Genomic DNA, 14,710 nt, shown 5'->3' on the forward strand with positions numbered 1-14,710 from the left:
AAAGTTCTCCCGCTCCGTGAGGTTGTGGAGGAACGGTCCGCCGGTCATGCGGGCCTGGACGCCCTGTCGACGGTCAGGTTGTTGCTGCCGCCGGTTGTCGCGTATGGCCGAGCTCGACGGCTCACGTGAGCGTGCTGACTTCGCCTGACCGGCGTGGGAAGGGCCTTGCCCGTGCCTCGGCGAGATGGTTCACGGACCGCTTCGTCGCCGGAGGCCGTTCGGTGGGCGGAGATCTTCTGTACGAGGTCGGGGACAGCGGCGACGGAAAGTCGTGTTGCTCATTCGACCCGGCGGCGCGGCCCCCTGCCGGCCGGCCGTTCGGCCCCGCCGAAGGCAGCCGCCGGGAGGCTTCGGCAGACCTGGCGGGCCCGGCGCCGCGATCGCAGGGGCGCCAGGGTGCTGGAAGCGCTGCGGGTGATGTCGGAGGCGTTATAACGTCACCCCGATCCCGCGTTACGGAACTCCCGGAGGCGCACGTGCCCGAAGACGTCTGTCCGGTGTGCGGGAAACCGCTCGCCGCGCGAGCCGGGCGTACGGGCCGCGGCTCCGTGTACTGCTCCGCCGCCTGCCGGCAGAAGGCCTACCGGGAACGGCGGCAGCCGGAAGGCCTCACCGTGCAGGGTCTCATCGACGACATCGGCCGGCAGGCCGGCCGGCTGGTGCCGCAGCCCGCCGACGCCCTCTACTCGACCGTCGCCGAACTGTCCGCGTCCGTCGCACAGTTGAGGCGCGTGGCCCGTACCGCCCGCGACACCACCGAGGACTCCGGGGATTCCGTCACACCCGCCCCCGTTACGCAACTCACCGAAAGCGACTTCGGCGCCCTCACCGAGCAGTACCGCCGTGAGATCCAGGTGCACTGCTACCGCATGACGGGGTCCTACGACGAGGCCGAGGACCTCGTGCAGGAGACCTTCCTGCGGGCCTGGCGGGCCCGGGACGGCTTCCAGGGCCGGGCCAGTGCGCGGACCTGGCTGTACCGGATCGCCACCAACGCCTGTCTGGACCTGCTGCGGCGGACCGCGCGCCGCCCGCAGCGCTACGAGCCGCTGCCGGGGATGAACCACGGCGAGGGGGAGCCGCCCGCCCGTATCGCCTGGCTGCAGCCCTACCCCGATGACGAACTCCCCGTCGCGGACAGCGAGTTGCCGGAGACGGCCACCGTCTCCCGGGAGACCCTGGAGCTCGTCCTGCTGGCCGCGATCCAGCATCTGCCCGCCCGGCAGCGGGCCGCCCTCATCCTGCGGGACGCCCTCGGACTGACCGCCGCGGAGACCGCCGAGGCCATGGAGACGAGCGTGGCCTCGGTCAACAGCGCGCTCCAGCGGGCCAGGCCGACCCTGCGCGCCCACCTGCCCCGGGACCGTTCCGACTGGCGGCCCGCGGAGCCGACAGAAGCGCAACAGGCCGTACTGGAGCGGTACATGGCCGCGGTCGAGCGTCTCGACCTCGACGCGATGGCCGCGCTGCTCGCCGAGGACGTGGTCCTCACCATGCCGCCGAACCCGTTCTGGTTCACCGGCCGGGACGCGCTCGTCGACTTCGTGAGGGTCAGCCTCGACCCCGCCTCACCGGCCTTCCTGGGCCACTGGCGCAGCCTGCCCGCCCGCGCCAACGGGCAGCTCGCGGTGGGGAACTACGTCCGCAGACCGGGTACGAGCGTCTACCGCGCCCAGGTCCTGGACGTCCTGCGCTTCGACACGCGGGGCCGGGACGACCGGATCGTGGAGATCACCTCCTTCGAGCCGCACCTCTTCCCGGCGTTCGGGCTGCCCCTGCGCCTGTGACGCCGTGACGCCTGTGACCTCGCGACCGATGAGCATCCGGGGAGTCGTACGTCTGCATGGTTGTCACCCCGTACAGCCGGTACACCCGTACACACCACTTCCCAGGAGTTCACCATGCTGCTCACCGACAAGACCGCGATCGTCTACGGCGCCGGCGGTGCCATCGGCGGTGCCGTCGCCCGCGCCTTCGCGGAGCAGGGCGCGAGGGTCCACCTCGTCGGCCGCACCCGTGCCTCCCTGGAGGCCGTGGCCGCCGACATCAAGGACGCCGAGGTCGCCGTCGTGGACGCGCTCGACGAGGCGGCCGTGGAGGCGCACGCCGAACAGGTCGGGGACATCGACATCTCCATCAACCTGGTCACGCGCGGCGACGTGCAGGGCGCGCCGCTGGTCGACATGGCCGCCGAGGACTTCCTGCGGCCGGTCACCAACGGTCTGCGCGCCAACTTCCTCACCGCCCGTGCCGCCGGACGCCGGATGGCCGCACGCGGATCCGGAGTGATCCTCGCCCTCAACAGCGGCTCGGCGCACGGCAGTCCGATGATGGGCGGCACCGGCCCCGCGGACGGGGCGATCGACACGCTCGTGCGCAACCTGGCGATCGAGCTGGGGCCGCGCGGGGTGCGGGCGGTGGGGCTGTGGGTGGCCGGGGTGCCCGAGACGTTCACCGTCGAGAAGCTCGCCGCCGTCAATCCCGCCATCGACGAGGGGGCCGTGCGGGGCATCATCGACCAGCTCGCCGGGATGCGCATGACCCGCCGCAACCCCACCCTCGCCGAGGTCGCCGCCACCGCGGTGTTCCTCGCCTCCGACCACGCGGGCGGCATCACCGGCACGTTCGTCAACGCGACGGGCGGGATGGTGTCCGTCTGAGGACCTACGACCTGCGCCGGGTGCCGGTGGCCGCGCAGACCGGGGTGCATGTGCGGACGATGCTGCACACGGCCCGGTTGGTGTGCCTGGGAGGCGCATTACCGGGACCGCGTGCCTCCTGGTGTGCCTGGGAGGCGGATGACCGGGGCCACCCGCCTCCCGGTGTCCTACTGAGCCGCCTGCGCGTCCGCCGCCTGGGCCTTCAGCGCGCGCTCCACGCCCGCGCGGGACTCGGAGACGAGCCGGCGCAGGGCCGCGTTCGGCTCGGCCGAGGCCAGCCAGGCGTCCGTCTTGTCCAGGGTCTCCTGGGAGACCTGGAGCGACGGGTAGAGGCCGACCGCGATCTGCTGGGCGATCTCGTGCGAGCGGGACTCCCAGATGTCCTTGACCACCTCGAAGTACGTGTCCGTGTACGGCGCGAGCAGCTCACGCTGGTCGGTCTGGACGAAGCCGCCGATGACGGCCTCCTGGACCGCGTTGGGCAGCTTGTCGGACTCGACGACCTGCGCCCAGGCCTCCGCCTTCGCCTCCTCGGTCGGCCGCGAGGCACGCGCGGTCGCCGCGTGGCGCTCACCCGCCGCCGTCTTGTCCCGCTCGTACTCGGCGGCGATCTCCGACTCGTCGTAGCGGCCCACCGAGGCCAGCCGCTGCACGAACGCCCAGCGCAGCTCGGTGTCGACGGCCAGGCCCTCGACCACCTGGGACCCGTCGAGCAGCCCCTCCAGGAGGTCCAGCTGCTCCGGCGTACGGGCCGTCGCCGCGAAGGCCCGCGCCCACGCCAGCTGATGGTCGCTGCCCGCCGGCGCGGACCGCAGGTGGGCCAGCGTGGCGTCGGTCCAGCGGGTCAGCAGGGTCTCGCGGGTGGTGGGGGCGGCGTACAGCTCGATCGCCAGCTTCACCTGCCGGTGCAGCGACTGCACGACACCGATGTCCGACTCCTTGCCGATGCCCGACAGCACGAGGGAGAGGTAGTCGCGGGTCGCGAGCTCCGCGTCCCTCGTCATGTCCCACGCCGACGCCCAGCACAGCGCGCGCGGCAGCGAGGACGCGAAGTCGCCGAGGTGCTCGGTCACGAAGGCCAGCGACTGGTCGTCGAGGCGGACCTTGGCGTACGACAGGTCGTCGTCGTTGAGGAGCACGACCGCCGGGCGGCGCTTGCCGACCAGCTGCGGTACGGCCGTCAGCTCACCGTCGACGTCCAGCTCGATCCGCTCGTCCCGCACCAGCTTGCCGCCGGCGCCTTCTGAACTGTCCAGTTCGTACAGGCCGACCGCGATGCGGTGGGGCCGCAGCGTCGGCTCGCCCTTCGCGCCCGCGGGCAGCGCCGGGGCCTCCTGACGGATCGCGAACGAGGTGATGACACCGTTCGCGTCCGTCTCGATCTCGGGGCGCAGGACGTTGATCCCGGCCGTCTGCAGCCACGCCTTGGACCAGGACTTCAGGTCTCGCCCGGAGGTGGTCTCCAGGGCGCCCAGCAGGTCGGACAGGCGCGTGTTGCCGTACGCGTGCGCCTTGAAGTACGCCTGTACGCCCGCGAAGAACTCGTCCTCGCCGACGTAGGCGACGAGCTGCTTGAGAACGGAGGCGCCCTTGGCGTACGTGATGCCGTCGAAGTTGACCAGCACGTCGTCCAGGTCGCGGATCTCCGCCATGATCGGGTGCGTGGACGGCAGCTGGTCCTGGCGGTACGCCCACGTCTTCATGGAGTTGGCGAACGTGGTCCAGGAGTGCGGCCACCGGCTGTCCGGGGCGTACGCCTGGCAGGCGATGGAGGTGTAGGTGGCGAACGACTCGTTCAGCCACAGGTCGTTCCACCACTCCATGGTCACGAGGTCGCCGAACCACATGTGGGCCAGCTCGTGCAGGATGGTCTCGGCGCGCATCTCGTACGCCGCGTCGGTCACCTTGGACCGGAAGACGTACTGGTCGCGGATGGTCACCGCGCCGGCGTTCTCCATCGCGCCCGCGTTGAACTCCGGCACGAACAGCTGGTCGTACTTCTTGAACGGGTACGCGTAGTCGAACTTCTCCTGGAACCACGCGAAGCCCTGCCGGGTCACCTCGAAGATGGCGTCCGAGTCGAGGTGTTCGGCGAGCGAGGGGCGACAGTAGATGCCCAGCGGGACGGACTGGCCGTCCTTCTCGTACACGCTGTGCACGGAGTGGTACGGGCCGACGATCAGGGCCGTGATGTACGACGAGATCCGCGGGGTCGGCTCGAAGACCCAGACGTCGTCCTTCGGCTCGGGCGTCGGGGAGTTGGAGATGACGGTCCAGCCGGTCGGCGCCTTCACGGTGAACTGGAAGGTGGCCTTCAGGTCCGGCTGCTCGAAGGAGGCGAAGACGCGGCGGGCGTCCGGCACCTCGAACTGCGTGTACAGGTACGCCTGCTGGTCGACCGGGTCGACGAAGCGGTGCAGGCCCTCACCGGTGTTGGTGTAGGCGGCGTCGGCGACGACCCGCAGGATGTTGCGGCCCTCCAGCAGGCCCGGCAGGGCGATACGGGAGTCCGCGAAGACCTCGGCCGGGTCGAGCGGGTCCCCGTTCAGCGTGACCTCGTGGACCGTGGGAGCGACGAGGTCGATGAAGGACTCGGCTCCGTTTTCGGCCACGTCGAAGCGCACCGTGGTCACGGACCGGTAGGTACCGCCCTCCTGCGCGCCGGAGAGGTCGAGATCGATCTCGTAGGACTCGACGCTCAGCAGCTTCGCCCGCTGCTGCGCCTCTTCGCGAGTCAGGTTTGTGCCAGGCACGCGGTCATCTCCTCGTTATGTGTGGGTTCGGCGGTTCGGTCATCCTTCCACGAACTGTCTCCGGCGGATCGGGGGATTACCCTGCGGTTGTGGGGGCGTCCGGTCCGATTTCCGCCGGTCATCCGCGCCCGGCCGGGCCAGCCTGGTCCCATGACGACCTACACCGCACGCCCCGTCGACTCCGCAGTCCTCCGGGAACTCCGCACCGCCGACGACGCCGGCCGCCCCCTGTCCCCCTTCCCGGACGCGGAGGGCGGGGCCCCGCTCCGCTGCTGTCTGCGCCGCAGCGAGCCCGGCGAGCGGATCGCGCTCGTCTCGTACGCCCCCCTGCGCCGCTGGGCGGCCGAGACCGGCGCCCGGCCCGGGGCGTACGACGAACAGGGGCCCGTCTTCATCCATGCCGACGAGTGCGCCGGGCCGGACGGACGCGACGGGTACCCCTTCGCCGACGCTCACCGGACGGTGCGGCGGTACTCCGCCGACGGACGCATCCTCGGCGGTGAGCTGGTCGAGGCTCCCGACGACGACGCCTTCCGAAACGCGTTCGACGACCCGTCCGTGGCACTGGTCCACGTCCGGGCCGTCGAGTACGGCTGTTTCCTCTACGAGGTGCGCAGGCCCCCGGCCTAGCCCTTGAGCTCGGCCGCCACCAGCTCCGCGATCTGCACCGCGTTCAGCGCGGCGCCCTTGCGGAGGTTGTCGTTGGAGATGAACAGGGCGAGGCCGTGCTCGACCGTCTCGTCGCGCCGGATGCGGCCGACGAAGGAGGCGTCCTGGCCGGCGGCCTGCAGGGGGGTCGGGATGTCGGAGAGGGTCACGCCCGGGGCGCCCGCCAGGAGCTCCGTCGCGCGCTCCGGGGAGATGGGGCGGGCGAAACGGGCGTTGACCTGGAGGGAGTGGCCGGAGAAGACCGGGACGCGCACGCAGGTGCCGGAGACCTTCAGCTCGGGCAGTTCCAGGATCTTGCGGGACTCGTTGCGGAGCTTCTGCTCCTCGTCGGTCTCGTTCAGGCCGTCCTCGACGAGGTTGCCGGCGAAGGGCAGGACGTTGAAGGCGATGGGCCGCTTGTAGACCTGCGGCTCGGGGAAGTCGACCGCCCCGCCGTCGTGGGTGAGCTTGTCCGCGTCGGCGGCGACCTTCTGCACCTGGCCGTGCAGCTCCGCCACGCCCGCGAGGCCCGAGCCGGACACCGCCTGGTAGGTGGTGGCGATCAGCGTCTGCAGGCCCGCCTCGGTGTCCAGCACCTTCAGGACCGGCATCGCGGCCATGGTGGTGCAGTTCGGGTTGGCGATGATGCCCTTGGGGCGGTCCGCGATGGCGTGCGGGTTCACCTCGGAGACGACCAGCGGGACCTCGGGGTCCTTGCGCCAGGCCGAGGAGTTGTCGATCACGACCGCGCCCTGCGAGGCGACCTTCTCGGCCAGCGCCTTCGAGGTCGAGCCGCCCGCGGAGAACAGCACGATGTCCAGGTCGGTGTAGTCGGCCGTCGCCGCGTCCTCCACCGTCACACCGTCCAGGACCGACCCCGCCGAGCGCGCGGAGGCGAACAGGCGCAGCTCGGTGACCGGGAAGTTCCGCTCCTTGAGGATCCTGCGCATGACCGTGCCGACCTGACCGGTGGCTCCGACGATTCCGACCCTCACGGTGACTCCCTATCTCTTCGCACTATCTCTTCGCACGTGACCGAGGCTTTTCCATCATGCGGCCGACCCGGGGCTCCCTGTCCAATTCTTTGCGCTCCATGCCCGAGGAATGGAACGCCTGAGCGTGTGATGTACGCCTCTGGACAATTTCCCGGGGATCCGCCGAACGTTTCCGCGCCCTGCGGCGTCGTAGAGGAAACGCGGTGAGGGGAGGGTGTCTGTGCTGCGCGGAATCGCCCGCCGTGGCCAGGGGGAACAGCGGGAGGATCCCCTGGACGCGGCGCAGGAACGCCGGGTGCGGGCCGTGCTCGCCCTGGGCGGAGTGCCGCAGGCGGACCTGCCGGACGGGGTGCAGCAGGTCCGCCTGCGGTTGCTGGAGCGGGCGGCGAAGGGGTACGAGGCGCCACGGGACGTGTCCGCGTGGGCCGCCGTCGTCGCCTCCAACCTCGCCATGGACTGGCACCGGGCCAAGAAGCGCCAGGACCGGCTGGGGGAGCGGCTGGCCTCGCTGCGCCAGCACGAGCACCCCTCCGGGGAGGACACCAGCGTGCTCTCCCTCGCCGTCGCGCAGGGCCTGGACGAGCTGCCCGACCAGCAGCGCCAGGTCGTCGTGCTGCGGTTCTTCGCCGACCTGCCGGTGCGCTCGATCGCCCAGGAGCTGGGCGTCCCGGAGGGCACGGTCAAAAGCCGCCTGCACACGGCGGTCCGGGCCCTGCGCGCCCGCCTGCACGAGGACGAGGTGGTGTGAGATGACCGCGGAACACGACGGTCTCGACGCCCTGATGGCCGCCATCACCGAAGAACCGCTGCCCGGGAGTGCCGCCGACGACCCGGCCTTCCTCGCCGAGCACCGCTCGGCCCGGGCCGATGTCGCCCTCCTGCGCGAGCAGCTGCGGATCATCGGCGAGACGCTGACGGAGACCGCACCGGCCGCGGAACCCGTGCCGCTACGACGGCCCCTCGCGGCCCGCCGTCGCGCCCGCGTGCTGGCCTTCGGCACCCTCGCGGTGGCCGCCGTCGCCGGTGTCGTCACGGGTCTCGGCTGGCTCGTGGGGCACAACGGTGCGAACAGCCTGAGCTCGGCCGACTCGGGGTCCTCCAAGGCGGAAGCCGGCGTCCGCTTCGGCAGCCCGGCCTACCTGGCCTGTGCCACCACGGTCGCCGAGGGCGAGGTCACCGTGGTCAAGCGGCTCCCCAGCACCGAAGAGCTCCAGGTCACCGTGCAGGTCACCCACTACTACAAGCCGACCCGGGGCGTCGCCCACCTCACCTACGTGATCAGTGAGTACGACCTCCCCGAACCCCTGGCCAAGGGCACCCGTGTCCTGTTCGGCGTGACCGAGGGCTCGCCGCGCCCCGACCACTGGGCGGTCGGCGAACAGGAGATCACCGTGGAGCGGGCCTGGATCACCGCCTCCCTCCCGGCCTCGCGCGGGCTCACCTGCTAGGGCACGAGAAAGGGCGGGCGCCCACCGGACGCCCGCCCCTTTGCCGCCGTACGGAGAAGTGTTACGGCGTGACCTTCTCGATCTTCACGTTGCCGACGCCCGCGATCGTGCCGCGCGCGTTGACGAGGCTGACCTGGCCGAAGAACTCACGGCCCTCCGGCGCGGCCGCCAGGGCGGTGACGCTGCCGGAGACGGTCGTCGAGGCGCCCGTGGCGAGCTTCACCGGCGCGTCGGAGACGGTGACGGTGCCCAGGGTGCTGGAGAAGAACACGTCCTGGTAGTCGTACGCCGTGGAACCGGCCGGGACCGAGTAGCCGGCGACCTCGATGGTGTACGTGCCGGCGGCGGGAGAGGCGACCGAGACGGCCTCCTCCGAGTCGCCGTCGGCGGACGTGCCGACCACGGTGCCCGCCGCGTCGTAGACCGTCAGGTCCAGGTCGGCGGAGACGTCGGAGACGTTGCCGATGGCGACGTCGAGCGACTTCGCGCCCGCGGGCACCTCGACCGTGGTGGTCTGGGTGGCGCCCTCGGCGATGGTCGGGCGAGCCGTCTTGGACGAGCCGAGCGGACCGCCGGCCAGCTTGCCGTCGATCGCGGCGAGCGTGTTGGTCACCTTCCAGGAGGCGGTGGCCGGGGTGCCGACCTTGGCCTCGGGGACGGTCACGGTCTCCGGGTCGAAGACCGCGCCGTAGACGGCGACGTCCAGCTTGTACGGGTTGTCGAGCAGCGGCGAGGTGCGGCGCGACTCGACCTCGATCTCCCAGACACCGGCCTGCGGGTCGGCGTAGGAACGGGCGTCGGGCTTGCAGCCGTTGCCGTCGAGGTAGTTGTTGTAGCAGTACGGGGTGCCGGTGTTGTCGACCGGGACGCCGTAGGGGTGGATGGCGATGAAGCGGGTCTGGCTCTTGTCCTTGAGCCCGCCGATCGCGACTTCGAGGGACTTGGCGCCCGCGGGCACGGTCACGAAGTACGACTGGGTGCTGTTGCGCTGCACGGTGTTCGACGCGGTGTAGGTGTACTTCACCGGCGCCGAGACGACGACCGTGGTCAGGATCTGCTGGTCAAGACCCTCGGTCTTCGGGTCGTCGACGACCAGGATCGCGCTCTTGAGGCCCGCGGACTTCGTCTGGGCCTGGACCTTGACGGTCACCGGCTGGTTCAGCGGGAGCCTGATGTCGTCCTTGCCGAGGATCCGGAAGGTGCCACCGGCGTTGTTGTGGAAGTGCAGGGTGTGGCGGAGCGCCTTGTCCGTGCCGGACGTACGGGTGATCGTGATGTCGTACGTCTTCTTCTGGCCGGCCTTCAGACCGCCCTCGCGGTCGTAGAGACCGGTGCCGTAGCCCGGGGTCTTCAGGAGCTGGTCGATCGCGGTGTCGACCGGGGCCTTCACGGTGTAGTCGTGAGCGGTGGCGCCGTCCTTGATGGCGTCCCAGGCGTCCACGATGTCGATGAGGCCCGCGCCCTCCTCGTACGCCTGCACACCCTTGATGTGGTCGGCGGTCGAGGTCAGGGCGGTGCGCAGGGTGGCCGGCGTCAGCGCGAGGTGCTTCTGCTTGGCGGCCGAGATCAGCAGCGCGGACGCGCCCGTGGCCTGCGGAGAGGCCATCGAGGTGCCCTGGAGCATCGAGTAGCCGGCCGGCAGCGTGTAGCCCGACTCGGCGACCGGGGAGCCCGGCAGCCAGGTCTGCGTGGTGTTGATGGACGCACCCGGGGCGGACAGGGTCGGCGTGAAGCCGCCGTCCTCACGCGGACCGCGCGAGGAGAACGGCATCATCGCGTACTTCTTCTCCACGGCGGAGCCGTAGTTGGAGGCCCAGGTCGCCTTGGAGATGGTCGCGCCGACCGAGATGACCTTGTCGGCCAGGCCCGGGTCGCCGATGGTGTTCGCGCCGGGGCCGGAGTTGCCCGCGGAGATCACCAGCTGGACACCGTAGGTGTCGATGAGGCGCGTGTAGAGCTCGGCGCGCGCGTTGTTGCCGTCGTTGAGCGCGGGCAGGCCGCCGATCGACATGTTGACGATGTCGACACCGCGGTTGACGACGAGGTCGATCATGCCCTCGGTCAGCGCCACGTTGGTGCAGCCGCCGGTCCAGGTGCAGGCACGCGAGGAGACGAGCTTCGCGCCCGGGGCCGCGCCGTTCATCCGGCCGCCGAACAGGCCGTTGGCGGCGGTGATGCCGGCGACGTGGGTGCCGTGCTCGGACTCGATGACGCCGATGTTGACGTAGTCGGCCTTGCTGCCCGCGGCGTCGTAGACGACGTCCTTGCGGATCTCGACGACGAACGGCTGGCGCTCGGCCACGTCCGTCGACGGGTTGTCGGTGCCGAACCAGCCGATCTGGTAGCCGTCCTTGTACGGCTTCATCGGCGTGTCGTCGGCGAAGTTCTGGTTGTTGTTCAGGTCGACCCGGACGGTCCCGGCGGCCTTGTCGTACAGCACGCCCCAGGTGTCGGTGGTGTCGCCGTCCCGGTTCGCGTCACCCTTGGCGTCGCCGCCCGCGGTCGCGGCCTCACGGAACAGGTTGACCTGGTACGACCCGGCGGGCGCGGTCCAGGTGCGGCCGTCGAAGGTGAAGCTCGGGCCGGAGACCGAGGTGGTCATGCGCCGCCAGGTGGCGTCGGCGTCGGAGACCGGGTCGGTCGCCGTCACCCAGTCGACGATCTTCCGCTCACCGGTGGTGGTCTTCTGCAGCGCCGGGTGGCCGAGGTCCACACCCGAGTCCAGGATGCCGATGGTGACCCCGCGGCCGTCCGCCTTCGGGTGGTCCTTCACGAAGTCGACGGCGCCCGTCTCGAAGGACGGGTTGTACGGGTTCTCGGCGGGCGTCTTCGCGCTCGGCGCCGGGTAGGTCTTCGCGGCCTTGTGCGCGGCACCCTTGGCGGTGTCGGCGCTCGGCGTCGGGTCGTCCAGCGGGATGTCCTGCTTGACGTCGATGCCGTGCACGGAGGAGAGCTTCGCGGCGGCGGCGATGGCCGAGTCCGCCTTCGCGGTGGGGACGGTGGCCCGGACGTAACCGAGCTTGTCGTACGTGAGACCCACCAGGCCGCCCTTGACCGCGTCCAGCTCCGCGGCGACCTGCTCGGTCTTCCCGGGGGCGGTGGCGACCATCAGCGTGATGTTCTTGGTGCCGTCGGCCTTGGCCTCGGCGAGCGCGCCGGCGTCGTCCGAACCCAGCTTCTCGTCGGCGGACTTCAGGCCCGGGTCCGACGCCGCGGGGGTGGTGCCCGCGTCCGCGGAGAAGGCCATGGGTATCGGTCCCGCCGCGGAGAGCGCGGCGACCAGTCCGGCGGCCGCGGCTGTCCGCGCCACACGTCTCGCGCCCGATATCGGAGGGCGCTGGGGGGTGAAGGTCATCGGCATCCCTTGTAGGTAAAGGAACGAGCGGGTGTGTGACCGGGACCGATCGGTCCTGGCCACGGCGATCCGGATGAAGACCCCGGATGACCGCACAGCTTTACGCATGGGAAGGATGTTTAGGGAGAGTTGACCGAATCGATATGGGTCTATGGGGAAAACCCGCGATGCCCTTTGGGGACATCGGTGAAGAGACATGAGGAAGCGGGCAATTCACCCCATGAGCCCTTGGGGATGTCTTTTCAGGCGTCCTTCGTGCGCGCGTAATGCCGGGACGCCTTCGCCCGGTTGCCGCAGATCGCCATCGAGCACCAGCGCCGGGTGCCGTTCCTCGACGTGTCGAGGAAGTGGAGCACGCACGACTCGTGGGCGCATGACCGGATCCGGTCCGGTGCGGTGCTCAGCAACTCCAGGTAGTCGCGGGCGGCGAGCCAGCCGGGCCCCCAGGCGGGGTCGCTCAACTCCGGGTGCTCGACCGGCCCTTGGGGGGCGAGCGCGACCCGGACCCGCCCGTGCTCCAGCACGGCGTCGACCAGCGGTGCCCCCTCCTCCAGTGACCCGTCCACCGCCGTGCGCAGCGCCTCCCGCGCCTGCCGGACGTGCCGCAGCATCGCGTCGTCGGGGATGTGACCGTCACTCAGTCCGGTCGAGTCGAGCCACACCGCGAGCCCGTCGAGGTCGGTGAGGAGGTCCTGGAGGGCCCCCTCGCTCATCCACCGCGTGTTGAGCAGATCGAGTGCGAGCGGCTCGCCGGTGAGCGGGCGGGGATCGCGGGGGGCGGACATGCGGGGCTCCCTTCCGTGCTAACCACTCAAGCGTACGTGACTGGTTGCACCTCTCGCCTCTAACCCCTAAAGTCGATAACAAGGGTTAACCATCCAGGTTGCCCACGCTGAAGGGGACAGCCGTGACCTTGCGCACCGGCCACATCGGTCTGAACGTCACCGACCTCGACCGCTCGCTCGCCTTCTACCGGGACGTCCTCGGCTTCACGCCCCTCGCCGAAGGCAAGGAGGAGGGCCGCCGGTACGCCTTCCTCGGCGACGGCGACACCCTCGTCCTGACCCTGTGGCAGCAGGCGGAGCAGCCGTACGGCCCCGACCGTGCGGGCCTGCACCACCTCGCCCTGGAGGCGGACTCGATCGACCGCGTCAGGCAGTACGAGGAGGCGCTGCGGGCGTACGGGGCGGACTTCGCCCACGAGGGCGTGGTCGCCCACCGCGAGGGCGCCGGGTCGGGCGGCGTCTTCTTCCACGACCCCGACGGCACCCGCCTGGAGATCTTCGTGCCGAGCGGCGCCGAGGACGCGCCTGCACCCTCCGGTACGGCCCCGACCTGCGGGTTCTTCTAACCATGGGAGCCATGGGGATCTATCACGCGGGCTCGCGGGCCGTGCAGGACCGGGTGGGAGTGCGCGAGCAGGCGGATCACGTGGGCCGCTCGGTCGGCCGGGGCATCCGGGAGGTCGCCGCAGCCTTCCTGGAGCTCCAGCCGCTGCTGGTCGCCGGTGCCGCGGACCCCTCGACGGGCCGGGTCTGGGCGTCCCCGCTCACGGGGGAACCGGGCTTCGTCAGGGCGACGGGCCCGGACCGCGTCTCGGTCGCGGGCGGATGGCTCCCGTCAGACCCCCTCGCTACGGCGTTCACCACACCCGGCACCCCTGTCGGCACGATCGCCCTCGACCCCCGCACCCGCCGCCGGATGCGCCTCAACGGCCGACTCCAGCCCACGGCACGGGGGTTCGCGATCCAGGCCGACCAGGTGTTCTCCAACTGCCCCAAGTACCTGCAGAAGAGGCAGACGTACGAGGTCGTACCGGACCGGCACCGCGGCGTCACGCGGCACGGCGGTGAACTCACGTCCACGCAGGCGGAGTTCGTGTCGGCGGCCGACACCTTCTTCCTGGCCTCCGGGCGAGAGGGCGGCGCCGATGTCAGCCACCGGGGCGGCAACCCCGGCTTCGTGCACGTCGATTCACCGGGCGAGCTCAGCTGGCACGACTACCCGGGCAACTCGATGTTCCTCACCCTGGGCAACCTCACCGCGGACCCCCGGGCCGGCCTGCTGTTCCTCGACTGGACGACCGGCACGACCCTCCAGCTGACCGGGGAGGCGACCACCGAGTTCGGCCCCGAGCGCAGGATCCGCTTCACCGTACGGGGGACCGTCGAGACCCCGTCGGCGATTCCCCTACGCTGGTCCGCGCCCGAATACTCACCGGCCAATCCGGACCCGGCGGACTAACTTGCCCGTATGCGCGAGAAATTGAGGGTGGCGGCCTACGCCATATGCGTCCGCGACGGACAGATCCTGCTCGCCCGGTGGCTCAACGACGGCAGCCCGGCGTGGACGCTGCCCGGCGGAGGCATGGAGCACGGCGAGGACCCCTACGACACCGTCCTGCGGGAGGTGACGGAGGAGACGGGCTACCGCGTCGAGGTCACCGGCATCCTCGGAGTGCGCTCGGTGCGCTTCCCGTCCCGGAGCCGCTTCGGCCGCACTGTCGAGCGCCACCACGTGGGGCTCATGTACGAGGCCCGGGTCACGGGAGGGGAACTGCGCTTCGAGGTCGGCGGCTCCACGGACATGGCCGCATGGCACGACCTGGACGCGGTACCCGCGCTGGAACGAGTGCCCATGGTCGACTTCGGCCTGCGGCTGTGGCGGGAGCGGCCGGTGTCCGGACGGCCCGCGGAGTAGGTGTCGTACCCCGCGAGATGAACACGCAGTGACCACCCCCGGGCCGTTCGGCGAGCGCTCCCGAACGCGCGGGGTGGGCCAAGATCCACGTACGGTGATCGGCGTTGCGCGTTGCCGTCTCGTTCACGCGCAGGCCATTCCCGGTGCCAAG

The 14,710-nt window shown here is 70.8% G+C and carries 12 protein-coding genes; 8 read left to right on the forward strand and 4 right to left on the reverse strand.

Going from position 1 to position 14,710, the window contains the following annotated elements; genetic code table 11:
* The first annotated feature begins 476 nt into the window (after positions 1-476).
* Positions 477-1,787 (forward strand): sigma-70 family RNA polymerase sigma factor, encoded by a 1,311-nt coding sequence (locus ACZ39I_RS00990; RefSeq protein WP_467241501.1) that lies wholly within the window; start codon positions 477-479, stop codon positions 1,785-1,787.
* Between the two features lie 114 nt (positions 1,788-1,901).
* On the forward strand, positions 1,902-2,660 hold the full coding sequence (locus ACZ39I_RS00995) for an SDR family NAD(P)-dependent oxidoreductase (protein ID WP_467241503.1): 759 nt from the start codon (positions 1,902-1,904) through the stop codon (positions 2,658-2,660).
* A gap of 167 nt (positions 2,661-2,827) precedes the next feature.
* Here ACZ39I_RS00995 and pepN read toward each other — a convergent pair whose 3' ends face one another.
* On the reverse strand, positions 2,828-5,413 hold the full coding sequence (gene pepN / locus ACZ39I_RS01000) for an aminopeptidase N (protein WP_467241504.1): 2,586 nt from the start codon (positions 5,411-5,413) through the stop codon (positions 2,828-2,830).
* 150 nt (positions 5,414-5,563) lie between these two features.
* On the opposite strand from pepN, the gene ACZ39I_RS01005 reads away from it, so the two are divergent.
* Positions 5,564-6,043, forward strand: coding sequence for a DUF1203 domain-containing protein (locus ACZ39I_RS01005; RefSeq protein ID WP_467241506.1), 480 nt, complete (start codon positions 5,564-5,566; stop codon positions 6,041-6,043).
* Here ACZ39I_RS01005 and ACZ39I_RS01010 read toward each other — a convergent pair.
* On the reverse strand, positions 6,040-7,056 hold the full coding sequence (locus ACZ39I_RS01010) for an aspartate-semialdehyde dehydrogenase (protein WP_467241508.1): 1,017 nt from the start codon (positions 7,054-7,056) through the stop codon (positions 6,040-6,042). The genes ACZ39I_RS01005 and ACZ39I_RS01010 overlap by 4 nt on opposite strands.
* Positions 7,057-7,276: 220 nt before the next feature.
* Here ACZ39I_RS01010 and ACZ39I_RS01015 point away from each other — a divergent pair, with 220 nt between their 5' ends.
* Both ACZ39I_RS01015 and ACZ39I_RS01020 read left to right on the forward strand, forming a co-directional pair.
* The gene (locus ACZ39I_RS01015) at positions 7,277-7,804 is read left to right on the forward strand and encodes a sigma-70 family RNA polymerase sigma factor (RefSeq protein WP_403652170.1); all 528 of its coding nucleotides are present in this window, start codon (positions 7,277-7,279) and stop codon (positions 7,802-7,804) included.
* Between the two features lies 1 nt (position 7,805).
* Complete coding sequence (locus tag ACZ39I_RS01020; protein WP_467241510.1) at positions 7,806-8,504, forward strand: hypothetical protein; 699 nt, start codon at positions 7,806-7,808, stop codon at positions 8,502-8,504.
* A gap of 61 nt (positions 8,505-8,565) precedes the next feature.
* Here ACZ39I_RS01020 and ACZ39I_RS01025 read toward each other — a convergent pair whose 3' ends face one another.
* Both ACZ39I_RS01025 and ACZ39I_RS01030 read right to left on the reverse strand, forming a co-directional pair.
* Positions 8,566-11,859, reverse strand: a complete 3,294-nt coding sequence (locus ACZ39I_RS01025) for a S8 family serine peptidase (protein ID WP_467241511.1) — start codon at positions 11,857-11,859, stop codon at positions 8,566-8,568.
* Positions 11,860-12,101: 242 nt separating this feature from the next.
* On the reverse strand, positions 12,102-12,644 hold the full coding sequence (locus ACZ39I_RS01030) for a CGNR zinc finger domain-containing protein (RefSeq protein ID WP_467241513.1): 543 nt from the start codon (positions 12,642-12,644) through the stop codon (positions 12,102-12,104).
* 122 nt (positions 12,645-12,766) lie between these two features.
* Between ACZ39I_RS01030 and ACZ39I_RS01035 the strand changes: the two genes are divergently transcribed.
* From ACZ39I_RS01035 to ACZ39I_RS01045, 3 genes are read left to right on the forward strand one after another with little or no spacing between them, the layout of a single operon-like run.
* The gene (locus ACZ39I_RS01035) at positions 12,767-13,210 is read left to right on the forward strand and encodes a VOC family protein (RefSeq protein WP_467241514.1); all 444 of its coding nucleotides are present in this window, start codon (positions 12,767-12,769) and stop codon (positions 13,208-13,210) included.
* Positions 13,211-13,221: 11 nt separating this feature from the next.
* Complete coding sequence (locus ACZ39I_RS01040; protein WP_467241516.1) at positions 13,222-14,103, forward strand: pyridoxamine 5'-phosphate oxidase family protein; 882 nt, start codon at positions 13,222-13,224, stop codon at positions 14,101-14,103.
* A gap of 9 nt (positions 14,104-14,112) precedes the next feature.
* Positions 14,113-14,559, forward strand: coding sequence for an NUDIX hydrolase (locus ACZ39I_RS01045; RefSeq protein ID WP_467241518.1), 447 nt, complete (start codon positions 14,113-14,115; stop codon positions 14,557-14,559).
* The last annotated feature ends 151 nt before the right edge of the window (positions 14,560-14,710 follow it).

This window comes from Streptomyces sp. NPDC024687 (genome assembly GCF_055559055.1).

Bases quoted from the DNA above. Each gene is read 5' to 3' on its own strand.
- ACZ39I_RS01030 (WP_467241513.1), bottom strand. From the start codon at position 12,644: ATGTCCGCCCCCCGCGATCCCCGCCCGCTCACCGGCGAGCCGCTCGCA.
- ACZ39I_RS00995 (WP_467241503.1), top strand. From the start codon at position 1,902: ATGCTGCTCACCGACAAGACCGCGATCGTCTACGGCGCCGGCGGTGCC.
- ACZ39I_RS01045 (WP_467241518.1), top strand. From the start codon at position 14,113: ATGCGCGAGAAATTGAGGGTGGCGGCCTACGCCATATGCGTCCGCGAC.
- ACZ39I_RS01020 (WP_467241510.1), top strand. From the start codon at position 7,806: ATGACCGCGGAACACGACGGTCTCGACGCCCTGATGGCCGCCATCACC.
- ACZ39I_RS01005 (WP_467241506.1), top strand. From the start codon at position 5,564: ATGACGACCTACACCGCACGCCCCGTCGACTCCGCAGTCCTCCGGGAA.
- ACZ39I_RS01040 (WP_467241516.1), top strand. From the start codon at position 13,222: ATGGGGATCTATCACGCGGGCTCGCGGGCCGTGCAGGACCGGGTGGGA.
- ACZ39I_RS01025 (WP_467241511.1), bottom strand. From the start codon at position 11,859: ATGACCTTCACCCCCCAGCGCCCTCCGATATCGGGCGCGAGACGTGTG.